The following is a 19,767-nucleotide window of genomic DNA, read 5'->3' as shown; positions in this document are numbered from 1 at the left end:
TCTGGTACATAGGAAGCAGAAAACGAGCAGATGATGCCCGTTTTTTTTGAAAGTGGTGAAAAATTTGGCATATGATGGAATTGTCACCCGCGCTGTCGTGCAAAGCATTCAGGGATTTACCGGCGGCCGGATTACGAAAATATATCAGCCGACTCAGACGGACCTTGTTCTCCACATGCGTTCACGAAACGCACGGGGAAAGCTGCTGATCTCAATCAACGCGGCTTTCGCGCGGCTCCATTTAACCCGGCTGGTCGAAGGAAATCCGGAGAAGCCGCCGATGTTCTGCATGCTTCTGCGCAAGCATCTTGAAGGCAGCGTGATTGATTCGATCGAACAGGTTGGCTTTGAACGCATTGTGCACATTGATCTGCGGGCGAGAAACGAGTTCGGCGACCTGACTCAAAAGCAGCTGATTATTGAGCTGATGGGGCGTCACAGCAATGTCATTCTGATTGACAAACCGACAGGGCGGATCATTGACAGCATGAAGCATCTCACACCGGCAGTGAACCGCTACCGGACGGTTCTGCCCGGAGAAACCTATGTCGCGCCCCCGGATCAGGGAAAGATGAACCCGCTTGAGATGAGCGTACAAGATCTGATCGCGCGTATTGAATGGAACAGCGGGAAAACGGAGCGGCAGATTGTCGGCCTCGTGGAAGGCTTTTCGCCGCTGATCGGCCGGGAAGTGATGCAGCGAGCCGGACTGCCGAACCAGGAATCGGTTGCCCGAGCATTCGGCGAGGTGCTGCAGGCCATTCGTGAAAATGACTACGCACCGACAATCATTTATGGAAAGAATGGAAAAGACGAGTGCCATGTACTCGATCTGACATGTCTGGACGGCCGCAAAGAGCAATTTACCGATGTCAATGAGATGCTCGACCACTTCTATCTGGTTAAATCGGAAACCGACGCGGTCAAACAGAAGGCCGGCGATCTGGGCCACTTTATCTCGCTAGAACTGAAGAAGAATAAGAACAAACTCAAGAAGCTTGAAAAAACGCTTGATCAGGCGGAAAATGCGGATGAATTCCGTCTCAGCGGCGAACTTCTGACGGCGAATATGCACCTCTTCAAACGGGGTGACCTCTCCGTTCAGGCAGTGAACTATTATGACGAAAACCAGGCGACCGTCAAAATTAAACTGAATCCGAACCGGACCCCGTCGGAAAATGCGCAGGCTTATTTCAAAAAATACACAAAAGCCAAGACAGCCAGAAAAGTGGTTGCCGGCCAGATCGACCGGACGAAACAGGAGATCGACTATTTCGATACGCTGCAGCAGCAGATTGAATCCGCTTCGCTGAAGGATATCGCCGAAATCCGTGAGGAACTGGAAGAGGGCGGCTATCTCAGGAAAAAGCGCGGAAAGTCCTTCAGGAAAAAGAACACCCGCCCACAGATTGATCATTACTATGCCTCGGACGGTACCGTTATTCTGGCGGGAAAGAATAATAAACAAAATGATTATCTGACGACGAAGGTCGCCGGACGGGACGACACCTGGCTCCATACCAAGAACAGTCCCGGTTCCCATGTGATTATCCGGTCGGCGCATCCGACGGAAAAGACGTTAACCGAAGCGGCGTGTCTGGCGGCATTTTTTAGTAAATCACGAATGGGCAGCGGTGTTCCGGTCGACTATACACGGGTAAGATATGTGAAAAAACCGTCCGGTGCCAAACCGGGTTTTGTGATTTATACGGATCAGCGGACGCTGTTCGTTACACCTGATGAATCGCTTGTTCTGAAACTCATGAAAAAACCGACTGTTCCGTCTGACGGGCAGCCATCAAAAAGCTAACTCTGAAGCATGGGCCGATGCGAAGCCTGAATGCAGAGGACTTTGACTTGCCTGTAAGGTACAGGATTGTATAAAATAGTGAGATGGAAGTGATTGGATGATCAACAGTATGACCGGATACGGTTCGGCTGTGATCAGCGATAATGATGCTACGGCCAGGGCGGAACTAAAGTCGGTGAATCACCGCTTTTTCGATCTTTCGATGAATTTGCCGCGTCCTTTCCTGTACCTTGAGAACCGGATTAGAAATGAAATCCATTCATTTTTTCAGCGGGGCTCGCTCACATTATATCTGACCCTGGATGGGGGAGCAGCAGCTGAACCTAAACTGAATACGGACTGGGCGCTGGCCGATCAGTATCTGCAGGCGGCAAAAGATCTTGAAAAACGCAGCGGTACTTCCGGATGGGACTTAAGCGCTGTATTGACGCTTCCCGGCATCTTTACCGTAAGAGAGCCGGACACCCAGACCGCAAAACAGGCAGAAGCCATTGTGCTCAAGGCTGTCAGACAGGCCTGCCGGCAGATGCAGGAGATGCGCCGTAATGAAGGCGAACAGCTCAGAACGGATCTGATCGCGAAAGCCGACTTCATTGCAAATGAGGTCGGCGCTCTTGAAGCGTATGCCCCTGAGGTACACCGTCATTATGCGCGAAGGCTGCGCGAGCATATTACCGAGTTTCTGGCGGACAGCCACGAGCTTGATGAGGACCGGCTGATGAATGAGATCGCCGTATTTACCGATAAGTCGGCGATTGACGAGGAATTGACCCGTATGAAAAGCCATCTGGCGCAGTTCCGGCTGTTCCTGTCCAATTCTTCCGAGTCGGTACCCGTCGGCCGGAAACTTGACTTTCTGACTCAGGAAATGAACCGCGAAATGAACACGATTGGGTCAAAGGGCAACGATGCCGAGATCAGCCGCAAAGTGGTTCTGTTAAAAAGCGAGATTGAAAAATTGCGCGAACAGGTTCAGAATATTGAATGATGCTATAATGGTTGGAGGCAAATGAAATGGGTTTTAAGGAAAAAGGGTTGCTCGTGGTTCTTTCCGGACCGTCCGGTGTCGGGAAAGGTACTGTGTGCAAGGCACTCAGAGCCCGGGGAACCAGTCTTCACTATTCAATTTCGGTAACCACCCGTAAGCCCAGAGAAGGCGAAAGCGACGGTGTTCAGTATTTTTTCCGAACCCGAGAGCAGTTTCAGCAGATGATCCGTGACGGCGAACTGCTGGAATGGGCGGAGTACGTCGGCAATTATTACGGAACGCCGGTTGACTACGTCCGGAAGACCGTGGAAGACGGCCGCGACGTTATTCTTGAGATAGAGGTTCAGGGCGCGCTTCAGATCAAAAAGAAATTTCCCCAGGCCCTGTTTATTTTTCTCGCACCCCCGAATCTTCACGAGCTGAAGAAGCGGATTATCGGCCGGGGAACAGAAACCGCCGATCTGATCGAGAGCCGGATGACGGTCGCCCGTTCTGAAATGGAATTAATGGAAAACTATGATTACGTGGTTGAAAATGACGAAGTGGAGAAGGCGTGCGACCGGATTGAATCGATCGTTCTCGCCGAACATTGCCGCGTCGACCGCCTGATCGAAAAATATAAGAATAATGAAGGAGCTGATTCATTATGATGATTTATCCGTCGATTGACAATCTTTTGAAAAAAATTGATTCAACGTATACGCTTGTTTCACTCTCTGCAAAACGGGCACGCCAGCTGCAGGACGGCACAGGCAAACTGATGCTGGAGCATCCGCGTTCGGTTAAAGCCGTCGGTCAGGCACTCGAAGAGGTTAATGCCGGGTTGCTGACGTTTAAACGCTGATGAACTGAACAACATGAAAAAGAGGCAGCAACCTGTGAAGGGTTGTTGTTTTTTTACCTGAAAGCTCGATTAACCCCGCTGCTATTTTCCGCTGCAGGTGCAGATCCTGCAAGGGTCTTGCACCTGCAGCGCCAAAAGGCGGAGCGGCAGCAGTTACTTTTGAACAGAACGTACCTGAATGACCATTGGAGACAGAGATCGCTGTGACAGGAGAGGTGGTTCTAGTGAATTTGAAAGGAAGAAATATCGTGCTTGGCGTTACCGGGGGGATTGCTGCCTATAAGGCGGCTGAACTGGCAAGCCGTCTCGTTCAGTCCGGTGCTCAGGTACATGTGATCCTGACCGCTGAGGCAACACGATTTATCGGCGCTGCAACCTTTCAGGCATTAACAAGGCATCCGGTCAGTGAATCGGTTTTTGCCGATGAGCAGGACGGGCAAATCGCCCATATCGATCTGGCTGATTCCGCAGATCTGGTACTGATCGCACCGGCCACAGCCAATACCATTGCCAAACTGGCTGCCGGTGCCGCCGATAATATGCTGAGCGCTGTTGCATTAGCGGCGAAATGCCCGGTCTGGATTGCACCGGCAATGAATGTCAACATGTATCGGCATCCGGCAGTTCAGGCAAATCTCCGCACCCTGGAAACCTATGGCTGTCACTTGATCGGACCCGATCAGGGGCGTCTGGCCTGCGGCTGGACAGGAAGAGGGCGGATGAGCGAACCGGCTGCGATTCTGAAGGAGCTGGAGGCCTATTTTACTGAAACTGATATGAGCCGGCATGCGCTTGATGGGAAAAACATCCTGGTGACTGCCGGACCGACCCGTGAGGCACTGGATCCGATTCGCTTCTTCAGCAACCGTTCGAGCGGGAAAATGGGATTTGCCATTGCCGAAGCGGCGGCTCAGGCAGGGGCATCAGTGACGCTGGTTTCCGGACCGGTTGCCCTTGAAGCGCCGCATGGCGTGACCTTGATCCGGGTCACCTCTGCCGAAGAGATGCGTCAGGCCGTCGCCGCCCGGTTTGAACATACCGATGCGGTCGTCAAAGCTGCAGCCGTCTCCGACTACCGGCCCGAACAGGTGAGCACCAGTAAAATTAAAAAGCAGGATGGTCCGCTGCTCGTCCGTATGGTGCGCAACCCGGATATTCTTCTTGAACTGGGCCGGAAAAAGAAGGATCAGGTGCTCGTCGGATTCGCCGCCGAGACGGAGAAACTTGAGGAGCACGCGATTGAGAAACTGAAAAAAAAGAATGTGGATTTTCTCGTGGCTAACGATGCGGTCCATGGATTCGGCGGGGATACGAATCTGGTGACTTTTTTCTTTGCCAGCGGGGAAAAACAGCGTTTTGAGCAAATGACCAAAAAGAGTGTGGCGGCGCACATTGTTCATGCTGTCGCCGAACTTCTGAGGAAAAGGGAACAGCAATGATTGCTGAAATTTATATCGATATTCCTGCCGGCTCGGTAGACAAGCCGTTCGACTATCAAATACCAGATGAACTCGTTCATCTGGTCTGCCCGGGAATACGGGTCACGGTGCCCTTTGGACGAACCAGACGGCTGGGCTTTGTGACCGCGGTGAAGGCGTCTTCCGAACTGAAGAAGCTGCGGAAAGTCAGTCAGGTGATTGATCCGGTCCCGGTGCTGACACCGGAACTGCTGGGTCTCGGCAACTGGCTTGCAGAGACGACGCTTTGCCCGACGGTGTCGGCTTATCAGGCGATGCTCCCTGCCGTGATGAAGGCAAGCTATGAGAAACAGGTCACCGTTGCAGACCGGACCAGGCTGGATCGGGAATTTCCGGAGCTGATTCCCCTGTTTTCTAAAGACTTCATCGGGTGGCGCCGGCTCCTGACACTTCCGGATCCGCAGAAACTCGATCGCATCAGAAGGGCGATCAATGACGGCGTACTCAGTGTCCGCCAGAACGTGCAGAATCAGGCAAGGATCCGGAAAAGAACGGTGATTTCGGCTTCTGTGTCAAAAGAAAGGCTTGAGGCGTTTCTGCAAAAAACAGAATCGCGTTCGGAACGGCAAAGAGACGTGCTGCGTTTTTTCATCAGCCGGAATGAACCGGACCAGAAATATCCGGTTTCGGAACTGGTCACGAAACAAGGCCTTTCACGACAGGCACTCCACGCATTGACCGCGAAAGGGCTTTTCACAGAAGAGAAGAAAGAACAATTCAGGAATCCGTATGAAGCCCTTGACGAAGAAGAACGGACCCAACCCCTGCCGCTGACCGACGAGCAGGAGAAAGCCATCCGGCCGATCATCCGCTCGGTTGATCGTCAAGAGACGAACGTCTTTCTGTGTCACGGGGTAACAGGCAGCGGAAAAACCGAACTCTATCTGCAGTCGATTCAACGCGTGATCGATAAAGGACGGCAGGCGATCGTACTTGTTCCGGAGATTTCTCTGACACCGCTGATGGTTCACCGGTTCAAAGGACGGTTCGGCAACCAGGTAGCGGTCATGCACAGCGGTCTGAGCCGGGGAGAGAAATATGATGAGTGGCGCCGGATTCGGGAAGGACGGGTCAGCGTGGCGGTCGGTGCAAGGTCCGCTGTGTTCGCCCCATTTGAGAATCTCGGATTGATCATTATCGATGAAGAGCACGAATCCAGTTATAAACAGGAAGACATTCCGCGTTACCATGCCCGTGATGTGGCGATTCACCGCGCTGCCCGCAATCATTGTCCGGTAGTGCTCGGCAGTGCCACGCCGTCTCTGGAGTCTTACGCCCGCGCCCGGAAGAAAGTTTACCAGCTGCTGACTCTGAAGGAACGCTTCAACCATCATCCTCTGCCGCCGGTGGATATTGTCGATATGCGTGAGGAGATGCGGGACGGAAATCATTCCGTATTTTCAAAGGAACTTTTTACAAAGCTGCAGGAACGTGTTGCACGGCATGAACAGACCGTCCTCTTCCTCAACCGGCGCGGTTACGCCACATTCGTCATGTGCCGGTCATGCGGCACGGTCATTAAGTGTCCGCACTGTGACATTTCGCTGACTTATCATCGGGCCAGTCATCTGCTTAAATGCCACTACTGCGGCTATGAAACCCGTGTTCCCGATGCCTGCCCTTCATGCGGGAGCGACGCTATGCGCTATTTTGGCACAGGGACCCAGAAGGTGGAGGCTGAGTTGAACCGGCTGATGCCTGAAGCCCGCGTCATTCGGATGGATGTCGACACGACAGGCAGGAAGGGCGGACATGAAAAGCTGCTGCGGCGATTCGGCGAGCATCAGGCAGATATCCTCCTGGGCACTCAGATGATTGCCAAGGGACTGGATTTTCCGGAAGTCACGCTGGTCGGTGTGCTCGCGGCGGATTCAATGCTCTACCTGCCGGACTTCCGCGCATCGGAGAAGACCTTTCAATTACTGACACAGGTTTCCGGACGCGCCGGCAGGCATGATCTGCCCGGCGAAGTGGTGATCCAGAGTTATTCGCCGGATCACTACGCCGTCACCGATGCGGCGGCCAATGACTTCAACCGGTTCTATCAGGAAGAGATGCAAATTCGCCATCGTCTCGGCTATCCTCCGTTTTATTATCTGACATTGATTACCGTGACGCACCCGGAGGCAGCACAGGCTGCCGGTGCGTCAGAACGCATCGCCTCGATTCTCAGAAATAGCCTGTCTTCTTCCGTCAGGGTCCTGGGCCCGGCTGTTCCGTCAGTTGCCCGGATCAAAGATAGATATCGTTTTCAGTGCATGGTAAAATACAAAAGAGAACCGAAACTTCTGCCGGTGCTGCACCAAATCATGCAGCACTTCAAGGAGACCGGCAAAAATGGATTACAGCTTTCAATTGATATGAACCCGGTATCCCTGATGTAAGTCGGCAACCGGGCGAACGCAAAGGATGAGTCATTAATGAAAATCGTTTATATGGGGACGCCTGACTTTTCAGTTCCTGTGCTGCAAAACTTAATTAACGATCCGGCGTACGATGTGGTCTGCGTCGTGACGCAGCCGGACCGGCCGAAGGGCAGAAAACAGAAGCTGACCGCTTCGCCTGTGAAGGTTCTGGCGGAACAGTATGACATTCCGGTGCTTCAGCCGGAGAAGGTGCGCAAACCCGAAGCAGTGGCAGCTATTCTCGCTTACGCGCCTGATCTTCTGGTCACAGCGGCCTATGGACAGATTCTGCCGCAGTCGCTGCTTGACGGGCCGCGTCTCGGCTGCATCAATGTCCACGCGTCTTTGCTCCCGTCGTACAGAGGAGCCGCGCCGATCCAGCAGGCGATCATCGACGGGCAAAAGGAATCCGGCGTTACAATTATGTACATGGTGAAGAAACTGGATGCCGGCGATATTCTATCCCAGATCCGGGTGCCGATTACTGATGAGGATACGTTTGGTTCCCTTCACGACAAACTGAGTGCGGCCGGCAGCGAACTGCTGATGAAGACGCTCCCTGAGCTTGAACAGGGCCGTCTTCATCCGGTCGTTCAGGATGAAGACCTGGCCACCTTCGCACCAAGCATCAAACATGAAGATGAGAAGATTGACTGGAACCGGCCGGCGGATGAAATACGGAATCTGATCCGCGGGCTGAACCCGTTCCCGGGTGCGTTTACCTACTTTGAAGGCAATGTTTTCAAAATCTTCTCTGCTCTGTCCAGTGACGTGAAACGGGAGGGAACCCCCGGCCTGCTGGTCAGGACTGATGACGACCGTTTGCTTGCTGCTGCCGGCGACGGCCGCTGGCTGGAGATTAAAAAGTGTCAGCCGGCAGGGAAAAAACGGATGGGTGCGGCAGATTTCCTGCGGGGCCGGGAACTGAAACCCGGAACCGTTCTGGGGAACCGGGAATGAACCGGCAGTCTGCGCGTGAGACCGCGCTTGACCTTCTGCTTTCTATTTCAAAAAACAAATCATACAGTCAGATTGCCCTCAATGAGATGCTTTCATCAGCATCGCTGAATGGCCGTGACAAGGCACTGGTGACGACCCTGGTTTACGGCGTGCTTCAGCACAGCCGTACGCTTGACTACATACTGGCTTTTTACGTATCCGGAAAGAAACCTGACCTGTGGGTTGATCTGCTGCTTCGCCTGTCCCTCTACCAAAAGATCTATCTGGACCGGATTCCCGATCATGCCATTGTGAATGAAGCCGCGCGGATCGCCGGAAAACGGGGACATCATGGGATCGTCGGTTTTGTCAATGCAGTGCTCCGGCGATTCCTGCGCGAAGGGGTCCCGGATCTGAACCGGATCCAGCCGGAAAGCAAACGGTTATCGATTCAGTACAGCCATCCGGAATGGCTGCTCTCACTCTGGGCCGGCCAGTGGGACAGCGATACCGCGGTTAAGATCGCAGAGAGCGACAATCAGGCACCTCCGTCTTTTGTTCGCGTCAACCGGCTCCATACCGACCGGCATGAACTGGAAGCCATCCTTGAACAGGATGGAATGCAGACCGAACCCGGCAGGCTGTCCCCCGACTGTCTGGAGATTAAAGGCGGACATATCGCCGGGACCCGGGCATTTGCGACCGGTCTGATGACGATTCAGGATGAAAGCTCGATGCTCGTTGCCGACGCCGTTGCGCCGGAGAAAGGCATGACCGTACTTGATGCCTGTGCCGGACCGGGCGGGAAGACGACGCACCTGGGCGAACGGATGCAAAACAGCGGTCAAATCATTGCACTGGACCTTCATGAACATAAAACGAAACTGATCGATCAGTCGGCAAAACGGCTTGGCGTGACGAATATCCGGACAAAAGCAATGGATGCACGGGAAGCCGGTTCTTTTTTCAGTCCGGCTTCATTTGACCGGCTGCTGCTGGATGTTCCGTGTTCGGGACTTGGCGTGATCCGCCGAAAACCTGAGATCAGATGGGATAAGTCACCGGAGGATCTCGGACATCTGGCTGAAATCCAGAACGCCCTGCTCGAGCGTACATCAACACTGGTCAGGTCCGGCGGCTGGCTGGTTTACAGTACCTGCACCGTGAACCGGGATGAGAACGACCGCCGGCTCACCGGCTTCCTGTCGCGGCACCCTGAATTTGAATGGGAACCCGATTTTTTCCGTCGGTTGCCTGAGGCACTGAAACAGTGCCGCGTGACCCCGGACAGCAGTATGATTCAGCTGTTTCCTTTTCAGTTCAATACCGACGGCTTTTTTATCGGATGCCTGCGAAGAAAGTAGCACAGGATTTGTAGGAAACGGAACAACCCGTACGGGAGTGTGGACAATGGAAGCTGTATTTGCAACAGACACAGGAAAAGTAAGAACAAATAATGAGGACAGTGTCCGGATATTCAGAAGCCGGACGCAGCTTCTCGGGATTGTTGCCGACGGTATGGGCGGCCATGTTGCCGGAGAGGTGGCGAGCCGACTGGCTGCAGCTGTTGCTGAACAAAAATGGAAGGCGCTGAAGGAAGACTTTTCCCGCGCTGAGGCAGTGGCATGGATGAATCAGCTGGTACGTTCCATGAATGTCCGGATCTATGATTATGCTGAGCAGCATGCCGAATGCCGCGGTATGGGCACGACGGTTGCAGCTGTGTTTTGCGGGAAGGATTATGTAGTCGTCTCGACGGTCGGAGACAGCCGGGTCTATTTGTGGCAGTCCGGGAATCAGATGAAACAGGTTACCGAAGACCATACTCTGGTGAACGAACTGGTGAAGACCGGACAGATTTCACGTGCCGATGCGGAAGTTCATCCCGAACGGCATATTCTGATGCGGGCGCTCGGGACGCAGCCGGCGATTGAACTGGATACGACGACGCTTGACTGGCCGCAGGATTCAAAAATCCTCATCTGCTCCGACGGGCTCACGAACAGGCTTCCGGATGAGCGGATCGGCGAGCTGCTCGGCGGGGATCAATTATTGAAGGACCGAGCCGAAGCGATGGTCCGCGAAGCCAATGAGGCCGGCGGGGAAGATAATATCTCGCTGATTATCATTGATCACGGCAAGGGTGGTGATCAATGATGATCGGCAGGCGTATCGGTGGAAGATACGAAATTCTATCCCGCCTCGGGGAAGGCGGAATGGCTATTGTTTATAAGGCAAAGGATCTGATTCTTGATCGCCTGGTTGCCGTAAAAATTCTTCGCTCGGATCTCGCCGGCGATCAGGAGTTTATCAAACGCTTTCACCGGGAAGCCGAATCTGTCGCCAGTTTATCCCATCCGAATATTGTGGCCATCTATGATATCGGGGAAGAAGAAGACTGTTATTATATCGTCATGGAATACGTGCAGGGCATGAGCCTGAAAGCGTTTATCCGGCAGTATTCCCCGATTAAAGTAAGCGAAGCCGTACATATTATGGAACAGATCACACTGGCTATCGCTCATGCCCACCAGCATGGCATTGTTCATCGCGATATCAAACCTCATAACATACTGATTGATGCATCGGAAAATGTGAAAGTGACGGATTTCGGCATTGCAATGGCTGTCAGCAGTGCGACGATCACCTACACGCATTCGATTCTCGGATCGGCGCATTATCTGTCGCCGGAACAGGCACGGGGGGGGAAAGCAACCGTCAAGTCGGATATCTATGCACTGGGCATTGTCATGTTCGAACTTTTAACCGGAAGGCTGCCCTTTCCCGGAGAATCTCCTGTTTCCGTCGCACTGAAACATCTGAATGAGCCGATGCCCTATCCGCGGGAAACACGACCGGAGATTCCTCAGAGTGTCGAGAACATCGTGATCCGGGCCACGGCCAAGATACCGCTGGACCGGTATGCCTCAGTCATGGAAATGTACCATGATCTGGGGACATCGCTTGAGCCGCAGCGCGCCGGTGAAAGGCGTCTGATACTGAACGAAACGATGCCGGAAGAAGCAGCCGACGATGATGAGAGAACGATCAAGATCAGCACGCTTCAGTCAGCCGGCTATGCTGTTGCCCCGTCCTCAGCCGAAAAGACAGCACCCGGTACGGAGGGAAAAAAGAAAAAGAAATCAGGAGTCCGGAAGTGGCTGACATTCACAGGCGTTCTGATGCTCCTGATCATCACCGGTCTGGTAATCGGGCTCACCGTACTTCCGAAGATGCTCTATGTCAGCAATGTGACCGTTCCTTCAGTAACCGGAAAAACGTTTGCGGAAGCGGGAAAAATAATAGACAGCCGGAATCTGAGTATCGTGCGCCGAAATCAATCCAGCTCAAAAGTGAAAAAGGGGAATGTAGTCAGCCAGAATCCGGAAGCCGGCGCAGAAGTCAAGTCAGGTACGAAGGTCACTCTGTTTGTCAGTTCAGGAGCCCAGAAAATCACGGTAGAGAATTATATCGGTTACAGCAGGGATTCATTAGCTCAAACGCTTCTGGATGCCGGATATAAAAATGTCGTCTGGACAGGCGAGACGTCGACAAGCGTTCCTGAAGGTGAAGTCATCCGTCAGACACCTCGCGCGGGTCAGCATGTCGTGCCGGGAAATACGACGGTGCACCTGACTTACAGCACCGGCATCACGGTACCGGATCTGACAGGAAAGACAAAAGAAGAAGTCACTCAGCAACTGAACAGTATGAGCCTCAAGGCCGACTTTTCAGCGGGCAGCTACTCGCCGGTCATCCCGAAGAATCAGGTGGTCACCCAGCAGCCTGCGGCGGGCAGCCGTGTAGCAAGCGGAACAACGGTTGTTATCTCACTTTCAAAGGGAGAGCAGCCGGAGCCAAAAGAGATTGACAAACCGATCAAGGTCGTTTACCAGAAGAACGGTAATGGAAATGGTAATGGCAATGGCAATGGCAATGGGAACGACAGCAGCAGCCAGCCTGCACATGTACAGATCTATTATACGGATGCGAATCACCAAAACGCACTCTTTATCGATGAGGAGATTACGAGTACGAAGACGTATACCATTCCGTTTACCATTAATCCCGGGAAAAAAGGCACTTATCAGATCCTGATCGACAATCGGCCGGCGAAAAACGGAACGGTTGACTATCCGGGCTGAGCCCGGAGATTCTCAGATAAGGAGAAATGAACGATGGCTGAAGGCACGATCATCAAAGCACTGAGCGGCTATTATTATGTGAAGACCGGCGACCGTCAGATTCAGTGCCGGGCCAGAGGAATATTCCGAAAACGCGGAGTGACACCACTTGTCGGCGATCACGTGGTTTATGAGGCGGAGAATCCTTCTGACGGCTATATTATGTCCATCCGGCCGCGAAAAAATTTTCTGAGCCGCCCGCCGATTGCCAATATCGACCAGGCACTGCTCGTTTTTTCAGTCAGCGAACCGGAGTTTGACAGCCAGTTGCTCGACCGCTTTCTCATCATCATGGAAGCAAGCCGGATCCATTCTGTGATCTGCCTGACTAAAGAAGATCTATTGAGTGAGGATCAGGAATCGCTACTAAAGAAGCAACTGTCTGTTTACCGTCATGCCGGTTACCCGGTCATTGTTACATCGAGCAAAGCGCACACCGGCATCGATGAGCTCAGACAGATTCTGGATGGAAAAGTGACCGTAGTTACCGGCCAGTCCGGTGTGGGGAAATCTTCTCTGCTCAATCAGATCAATACGACCCTGAATATAGAAACGCAAAGTATTTCCCATGCACTCGGACGCGGCAAACATACAACAAGGCATGTGGCATTGCTTCAGATCGGCAGATCCGGTTTTGTCGCCGATACACCCGGGTTCAGCTCGCTCGATGTCACACAGATTGATGCTTCAGAACTGGCCGGATGTTTTCCCGAATTTTCACCGTTCAGTCCGTCCTGCCGGTTCAGAACGTGTACACATATTGCCGAACCGGACTGTGCCGTGAAACATGCGGTTGAGACAGGTGATATAGATCCGAAACGTTATGACCATTACTGCTTCTTTTATCACGAGATTAAAAATAAGAGGAAACTCTACTGACCGGTGAAAGAGACTTTCGGGAGACCAAATGATTTTCAGTCGGAAGGGAATGATCTGAAATGAAACTGGCAATTGTGGCCGGAGGACCTGAAGCAAGGATTCCTGATCTGACCGCACCGGAATATCATGACTTCGACTGGATCGGTGCGGATCGCGGCACGTTTGTCCTGCTGAAGTCGGGTATCAAGCCAAAACACGCGTTCGGTGATTTCGACTCGGTTCACGGGCCGGAGAAAAATGCCGTCTTTCACAGCGGTACCGAGCTGCGTACCTTTCAGCCTGAAAAGGATCAGACGGATCTGGAAATTGCTGTTGACTGGGCAGTCGGCAAGAAGCCTGAGTTACTGCTGATTTTCGGCGCAACCGGGGGACGTATCGATCATGAGCTGGCGGCGGTTCAGATCCTCCTGCGTGTCGCACGTGCCGGGATCCGCTGTGCCCTGATTGACACGCTCAACCGGGTCACTTTACTCATGCCCGGTACATATCATGTAAGTAATGACCCTGACTATCATTACCTGTCTTTTCTGGCGCTCTCAGAAAAAGTGGAGGGGCTGACCCTTGAAGGTGTTAAATACCCGCTGAAAAATGCCGGGCTGCCTGTGGGTTCCAGTCTGTGTATCAGCAACGAGGCCGATGCGGCAACTTTTTCTGTTTCGCTGAGATCAGGTTGTTTGCTGATGATGCAGTGCAGCGATGCTTAAAAGGCCCGGACGTGAGACACAGGTCATAGATTCAGGGCACGTCACATATAATTCAGAAGCAGACGATAACACGGCAGCAGTGGCAACAGGGAGGAGCATGACGATGAAATTCTATACGATCAAACTGCCCCGCTTCCTGGGCAGCATAGTAAGAGCCCTCCTCGGTTCCTTCCGGAAGGGTTAACCAACTCGCAGACGCAAAAAATCCATCCTCTTGATCAAGAGGATGGATTTTTTGCATTTGAACGATTTAAAAACGTTCGCGTCTCATTCAGACACGTTCCACTTTGCCGGCTTTCAATGCCTTTGTAGAGACATAGACTCTCTTCGGTGAACCGTTGACAAGAATCCGTACTTTCTGAAGATTTGCTTTGAAAGTCCGTTTCGATTTATTTTCAGCAAAAGAACGATTCTGACCGAACTTGGTCGTCTTTCCGGTAACAAAACAATGACGTCCCATTTCCATACCTCCTGCCTGGCTAATAATTAGGTCGGACTGATTTAACATCCGGGCCTTTCAGATGCAGCAATAATTCTATATTATCACGTCAAAGTGGTGTCCGCAACAGGGCAAATCAGCGGACTGATCCGGAACAGCCGGCTTCGGTCCGGCTTTAAAAAACCCTGAAGCTAGTGTAAAATAACGATAACAGCGGCAAGGTGCCGCAACTGACAGAAAAGCTGACAGCATCATTCTTTCTCGAATGATGACTCAGGGAGGAACAGAGCGTGTCAATTTCAATCAATAACACATATGGACAGATCGATATTTCTACAGAGGTCATTGCGAAAATTGTCGGCGGGGCTGCTTTGAACTGCTACGGAATAGTCGGTATGGCATCAAAGAATCAGCTAAAAGACGGATTCGCCGAATTACTGAAAAAAGAAAATTTCAGCCGCGGCGTCATCGTTGATCTGGATGATGAGGATAATCTTCTGATCGACATGTATATTATTGTCAGCTATGGGACAAGGATTTCAGAAGTCGCCTATCAGGTACAAAACAAAGTGAAAGAAACTCTGAATCAGACACTGGGCATTGAAGCTGCCGCAATCAATATTTTTGTGCAGGGTGTCCGTCTGACGGATGCGGAACAGGCGGAAGATGCCGAAACTGCCGGTGACTAAACTGGAGGCAGAAACCGATGAAATATCGAAGCGTTTTTGACATTATCGGACCGGTGATGGTCGGCCCGTCAAGCTCGCATACTGCGGGTGCCGTCCGTATCGGAAAGACGGCAAGAAAATTATTCGGGATTAAACCGGATCATGTTGAAATCACGCTCTATGGATCCTTTGCCGAGACATACAGAGGACACGGAACAGACCTGGCACTGGCAGCCGGTCTGCTTAATTTTGGCACGAATGATACCCGCCTGCCGGAAGCATTGACGATTGCCCGGGAACAAGGCATCAGGATCACGATCACTCCGGATCAAAAAACACAAGTAGCGCATCCGAATACGGCGAGACTGATTCTCTCCGCAGGGGGGAAGACACTGGAGCTGGTCGGCGTCTCAATCGGCGGCGGCAAAATCGAAATCACCGAAGTGGACGGTTTTTCCATATCATTGACCGGCAGCAATCCGGCTCTTTTAGTCCTGCACCGGGATAAATATGGCGCGGTTGCCGAAGTGGCGGGTTTGATTGCAAAATATGAGATCAACATCTCTCATATGGAAGTGTCAAGGCATGAGCGGGGGCATCTCGCGTTAATGGTGATTCAGACGGATGAAGAAATCAGCGAAGCGCTGGCTGCCGAAATTGCCGGGCTGCAGAATATGCTGAATGTGGCGGTTTTATCCTGAACAAGGAAGGAAATAGCGAAAGGAGCCGTAATCTCATGTTTACGACAGTTAAAGAGTTGACGGAACAATCCGTGAAATCCGGATTGCCCTTGTCTGAAATCATGATTCGTTCGGAAATGGATACGACTCAGAAAAGCAGAGACGAGATCTATCACCGGATGGAGAAAAATCTTGAGGTCATGGAAAAGGCCGTCGATCGCGGCATTCATGAACAGGTCCGTTCTCATTCCGGTCTTACAGGAGGGGATGCGCGGCGTCTGCAGACGTATCTGAAATCCGGGCGGTCACTGTCCGGCGATACGCTGCTGCAGGCTGTCAGCATGGCAATGGCCACCAATGAGGTCAACGCTGCCATGGGGATCATTTGCGCCACCCCGACGGCAGGATCAGCCGGCGTTGTGCCCGGCACGCTGTTCGGGCTCAGAAAACGCATGCAGCCGACGCATGACCAGATGGTCCGATTTCTGTTTACTGCCGGTGCATTCGGCTTTATCGTCGCCAATAATGCATCAATTGCCGGTGCTGCAGGGGGGTGCCAGGCCGAGGTAGGTTCGGCAACCGGCATGGCGGCGGCAGCCACCGTAGAGCTGGCCGGCGGGTCGCCGGAACAGTCGGCCGATGCCATGGCGATTGCCCTTGGTAATATGCTCGGACTGGTTTGTGATCCGGTCGCCGGCCTGGTTGAAGTACCCTGCGTCAAGAGAAATGCGATTGGCGCGTCAACAGCGATAGTGGCCGCAGATATCGCACTGGCGGGGATCAAAAGCAAGATTCCCTGCGATGAAGTGATCGATGCCATGTATCAGGTCGGCAGACTGATGCCGGCGGCGCTCCGTGAAACAGCGATGGGCGGGCTCGCCGACACCCGTACCGGCCGGGAACTGAAACAGCGTATTTTCGGCGGGCGGGCTCAGAATCCTGCCGTGGAAGAAAAATGATTGCACCGCAAACATCTCCTCCGATCGGCAGCCTTAAAGGTGTCGGTCCGTCGGCTGTCCGGACTTTAAATGAACTGGGTATCCGGACAGTCGCCGACCTGTTTAACTACTTTCCCTATCGCTATGACAACTATGAAATAAAAGATCCGCAGTTTGCGGAAAACGGTGTCAGTCTGACCGTTTCCGGCAGGGTTCAAAGCGAACCGGTACTGACCTTTTATGCAAAAAGGAGGTCGCGCGTCGTTGTCCGGATGATGGCCGGCCGCAGTCTGATTACGGTTGTCGCCTTCAACCGGCCCTATCTGAAAAAAAGTCTGAGTCCCGGCAAAGAAGTCACGGCCACAGGAAAATGGGATCGCAACAGAGCGGAACTGACCGCAACGGAGTTTCATGTCGGCCGGCAGGATTTCACTGAAACGATGGCGCCCGTCTATTCAGTGAAGGATGGGATGACCGTCCAAAGACTGAGGACGATGGTCCGCCGGGCATTCGAACAGTTTCCCGACCAGATCACAGAAACGCTGCCTCGTTCGTTCGTCGAAAAATACAGATTGCCGGAACGAAAAACCGCCATTCATGAAATCCACTTTCCAACCGGGCCCGAGTCGCTGAAACAGGCGAGACGGCGTCTTGTCTATGAAGAATTCCTGAACTATGAGCTGAAAATGCAGAGCCACAGGCAAATCCGTCAAAAGTCGGAAAAGGGACTGTCGATCCACATCCACATGCAGAAAGTGCACCAATTCGTGGCGCAGCTGCCCTTTGCCCTGACTCAGGCCCAGAGACGCGTTGTCGGCGAAATACTGGAGGATCTGCAGGCACCCTATCCGATGAACCGTCTGCTCCAGGGTGATGTGGGGTCGGGGAAAACGGTGGTCGCTGCCATTGCCCTATATGCGGCGGTATCCGCCGGATATCAGGGCGCACTGATGGCACCGACGGAAATCCTTGCCGAGCAGCACGCAAACAGTCTGCAGAAGCTGTTCCACCCTTTTTCTGTCACTGTCGCACTCCTGACCGGTAACGTTCACGGAAAAGAGCGGCAGCTTTTACTTCAGGAACTTGCCGCCGGTCATGTGGATATCCTGGTGGGTACGCATGCATTGATCCAGGATGATGTTCACTTTGCCGGCCTCGGGCTGGTGATCACCGATGAGCAGCATCGCTTTGGGGTTAACCAGCGGAAAAAGCTGCGGATTAAAGGCAAAGAACCAGGCGTTCTTTATATGACAGCAACGCCGATTCCGAGGACCCTGGCGATCACTGTTTTCGGCGATATGGATGTCTCGACGATTGACGAACTTCCAGGGGGCAGAAAAACGATCCGGACGTACTGGATTCGTCATGATATGTCCGGCCGGCTGATCGCTTTTATCAGAAAGCAGCTGAAAGAAGGGCGACAGGCTTATGTGGTTTGCCCGCTGATTGCCGAATCGGAGCAGCTTGACGTTCAGAACGCGATCGATGTTCATGCCAGCCTTGTCCGGGCACTGCCCGGATTTCAGGTCGGGCTGATGCATGGAAAACTCGCTCCGGATGAGAAAGCAGCAATTATGGACGAGTTCAAAGCGAATAAGATTCAGGTACTCGTCTCAACAACCGTTGTCGAAGTCGGCGTTGACGTACCGAATGCCACGCTGATGATCATTGACGATGCCGAGCGCTTCGGGCTGTCCCAGCTGCATCAGCTTCGCGGACGCGTCGGACGCGGAAGCTATCAGTCTTACTGTATCCTGATTTCCGATGCCAGATCAGAGACCAGTCAGGAAAGGCTGCGGCTCATGACGGAAACCTCCGACGGATTCAAGCTGTCGACGTTCGATCTGAAACTGCGCGGACCCGGAGACTTTTTTGGTAGAAAACAGAGCGGGCTGCCTGAATTCAAACTGGCGGATATGGTTCACGATTACAAGACACTTGCTGCGGCCAGAGATGATGCCGCCGGAATGGTAAAAAGTCCGGCGTTCTGGAAGGATGATGTATACCGGCAGCTGCGGCGGCCGCTGATCGATTCCGGGATTACGGATTCGGCTAACCTCGACTGATATGAAACATCCTGAAGGGTTCGTTCGTATTTCATAGCGGCTGTCATTCTGTGTCACTATTCCATGGTTCCCGGATATGGTATACTAACTATTAATATCTAGTCTTAACCAAGGGTGTCCATGAGATGAGAAAAAACAAACAGGAACGTCAGGAAGCGCTGAAACAAACGATCGCTGAAAATCCTTTTGTCACCGATGATGAGCTGGCTGCCCGATTCTCTGTCAGTATCCAGACGATTCGGCTGGACAGGCTTGAACTTTCCATTCCGGAATTGCGGGAGCGTATCAAATATGTCGCCAAACGACGCTTTGATGACGTCAAAGCGCTTCATGAAGATGAAGTGATCGGGGATATTGTGGATCTTCAACTGGACGAATCGGCCATTTCGATCCTGGAAATTGATCCGATGCATGCCTTCTCGCGTACCGGTATTGCCCGTGGGCACCACCTGTTTGCCCAGGCGAACTCACTGGCTGTCGCCGTGATCGACGATGATCTGGCTCTGACTTCGAAAGCCACAATCCACTTTATCCGCCCGGTCAGAGTCGGTGAGCGGGTCGTCGCCAAGGCAAAAGTCATCCAGAAGGAACGGGTAAGGACCATTGTTGAAGTGAACAGTTATGCGGGTCAGGATCATGTTTTCAGAGGCAGATTCACGATGTTCCGTTCCCACACAGCAAAGAACAGTCAGAAACCAAAGCAATAATCCGTTTCATGTGTTTCACAAGGCCGGAAGATCCCGAA

19 protein-coding genes are annotated in these 19,767 nt (G+C 52.7%); 18 read left to right on the top strand and 1 reads right to left on the bottom strand.

The window, feature by feature from the left end; translation table 11 throughout:
* Window positions 1–64: 64 nt before the first annotated feature.
* From D889_RS0100665 to spoVM, 13 genes are all read left to right on the top strand, one after another.
* Window positions 65–1,810, top strand: coding sequence for an Rqc2 family fibronectin-binding protein (locus D889_RS0100665; protein ID WP_193379210.1), 1,746 nt, complete (start codon window positions 65–67; stop codon window positions 1,808–1,810).
* Between the two features lie 97 nt (window positions 1,811–1,907).
* The gene (locus D889_RS0100660) at window positions 1,908–2,798 is read left to right on the top strand and encodes a YicC/YloC family endoribonuclease (protein WP_010631004.1); all 891 of its coding nucleotides are present in this window, start codon (window positions 1,908–1,910) and stop codon (window positions 2,796–2,798) included.
* A 26-nt stretch (window positions 2,799–2,824) separates the two neighbouring features.
* Window positions 2,825–3,448 carry a guanylate kinase gene (gene gmk, locus D889_RS0100655; RefSeq protein WP_010631003.1) on the top strand — a complete coding sequence of 208 codons (624 nt, stop codon included), beginning with the start codon at window positions 2,825–2,827 and terminating at the stop codon, window positions 3,446–3,448.
* Window positions 3,448–3,642: a DNA-directed RNA polymerase subunit omega gene (rpoZ, locus tag D889_RS0100650; RefSeq protein WP_010631002.1), complete on the top strand. Its 195-nt coding sequence runs from the start codon at window positions 3,448–3,450 to the stop codon at window positions 3,640–3,642. Before gmk ends, rpoZ begins: the two co-directional genes overlap by 1 nt.
* A gap of 224 nt (window positions 3,643–3,866) precedes the next feature.
* The gene (gene coaBC, locus D889_RS0100645) at window positions 3,867–5,081 is read left to right on the top strand and encodes a bifunctional phosphopantothenoylcysteine decarboxylase/phosphopantothenate--cysteine ligase CoaBC (protein WP_010631001.1); all 1,215 of its coding nucleotides are present in this window, start codon (window positions 3,867–3,869) and stop codon (window positions 5,079–5,081) included.
* Window positions 5,078–7,504 (top strand): primosomal protein N', encoded by a 2,427-nt coding sequence (priA, locus tag D889_RS0100640; protein WP_010631000.1) that lies wholly within the window; start codon window positions 5,078–5,080, stop codon window positions 7,502–7,504. The genes coaBC and priA overlap by 4 nt, the downstream gene beginning before the upstream one ends.
* A gap of 36 nt (window positions 7,505–7,540) precedes the next feature.
* On the top strand, window positions 7,541–8,485 hold the full coding sequence (fmt, locus tag D889_RS0100635; protein ID WP_010630999.1) for a methionyl-tRNA formyltransferase: 945 nt from the start codon (window positions 7,541–7,543) through the stop codon (window positions 8,483–8,485).
* Window positions 8,482–9,828, top strand: coding sequence for a 16S rRNA (cytosine(967)-C(5))-methyltransferase RsmB (gene rsmB / locus D889_RS0100630; RefSeq protein ID WP_010630998.1), 1,347 nt, complete (start codon window positions 8,482–8,484; stop codon window positions 9,826–9,828). The genes fmt and rsmB overlap by 4 nt, the downstream gene beginning before the upstream one ends.
* Before the next feature lie 46 nt (window positions 9,829–9,874).
* Window positions 9,875–10,621, top strand: a complete 747-nt coding sequence (locus tag D889_RS0100625; protein ID WP_010630997.1) for a Stp1/IreP family PP2C-type Ser/Thr phosphatase — start codon at window positions 9,875–9,877, stop codon at window positions 10,619–10,621.
* Window positions 10,618–12,609: a Stk1 family PASTA domain-containing Ser/Thr kinase gene (gene pknB / locus D889_RS0100620; protein WP_018962059.1), complete on the top strand. Its 1,992-nt coding sequence runs from the start codon at window positions 10,618–10,620 to the stop codon at window positions 12,607–12,609. Before D889_RS0100625 ends, pknB begins: the two co-directional genes overlap by 4 nt.
* Before the next feature lie 33 nt (window positions 12,610–12,642).
* Window positions 12,643–13,527 carry a ribosome small subunit-dependent GTPase A gene (rsgA, locus tag D889_RS0100615; protein ID WP_010630995.1) on the top strand — a complete coding sequence of 295 codons (885 nt, stop codon included), beginning with the start codon at window positions 12,643–12,645 and terminating at the stop codon, window positions 13,525–13,527.
* A 59-nt stretch (window positions 13,528–13,586) separates the two neighbouring features.
* A complete protein-coding gene (locus tag D889_RS0100610; RefSeq protein ID WP_010630994.1) occupies window positions 13,587–14,231 on the top strand; it encodes a thiamine diphosphokinase in 645 nt (214 codons plus the stop codon).
* 103 nt (window positions 14,232–14,334) lie between these two features.
* The gene (gene spoVM, locus D889_RS14790; protein ID WP_010630993.1) at window positions 14,335–14,415 is read left to right on the top strand and encodes a stage V sporulation protein SpoVM; all 81 of its coding nucleotides are present in this window, start codon (window positions 14,335–14,337) and stop codon (window positions 14,413–14,415) included.
* Between the two features lie 87 nt (window positions 14,416–14,502).
* Here spoVM and rpmB read toward each other — a convergent pair whose 3' ends face one another.
* Window positions 14,503–14,691: a 50S ribosomal protein L28 gene (gene rpmB, locus D889_RS0100600; RefSeq protein ID WP_010630992.1), complete on the bottom strand. Its 189-nt coding sequence runs from the start codon at window positions 14,689–14,691 to the stop codon at window positions 14,503–14,505.
* Window positions 14,692–14,960: 269 nt separating this feature from the next.
* Between rpmB and D889_RS0100595 the strand changes: the two genes are divergently transcribed.
* The 5 genes from D889_RS0100595 (at window position 14,961) to fapR (ending at window position 19,729) form a co-directional block, all read left to right on the top strand.
* On the top strand, window positions 14,961–15,359 hold the full coding sequence (locus tag D889_RS0100595) for an Asp23/Gls24 family envelope stress response protein (RefSeq protein WP_010630991.1): 399 nt from the start codon (window positions 14,961–14,963) through the stop codon (window positions 15,357–15,359).
* A gap of 17 nt (window positions 15,360–15,376) precedes the next feature.
* A complete protein-coding gene (sdaAB, locus tag D889_RS0100590; protein ID WP_010630990.1) occupies window positions 15,377–16,039 on the top strand; it encodes an L-serine ammonia-lyase, iron-sulfur-dependent subunit beta in 663 nt (220 codons plus the stop codon).
* 35 nt (window positions 16,040–16,074) lie between these two features.
* Window positions 16,075–16,977, top strand: coding sequence for an L-serine ammonia-lyase, iron-sulfur-dependent, subunit alpha (gene sdaAA / locus D889_RS0100585; RefSeq protein WP_010630989.1), 903 nt, complete (start codon window positions 16,075–16,077; stop codon window positions 16,975–16,977).
* On the top strand, window positions 16,974–19,022 hold the full coding sequence (recG, locus tag D889_RS0100580) for an ATP-dependent DNA helicase RecG (protein WP_010630988.1): 2,049 nt from the start codon (window positions 16,974–16,976) through the stop codon (window positions 19,020–19,022). Before sdaAA ends, recG begins: the two co-directional genes overlap by 4 nt.
* A 125-nt stretch (window positions 19,023–19,147) precedes the next feature.
* Entirely contained in the window at window positions 19,148–19,729 is a 582-nt protein-coding gene (gene fapR, locus D889_RS0100575; protein ID WP_010630987.1) for a transcription factor FapR, read from the top strand.
* Window positions 19,730–19,767: the final 38 nt, after the last annotated feature.

Origin of the sequence: Sporolactobacillus vineae DSM 21990 = SL153 (assembly GCF_000377985.1) — a bacterium.
GTDB lineage: Bacteria > Bacillota > Bacilli > Bacillales > Sporolactobacillaceae > Sporolactobacillus > Sporolactobacillus vineae.
Note: the sequence above shows the minus strand (reverse complement) of the source record. Positions and strands in the feature narration are given on the sequence as shown.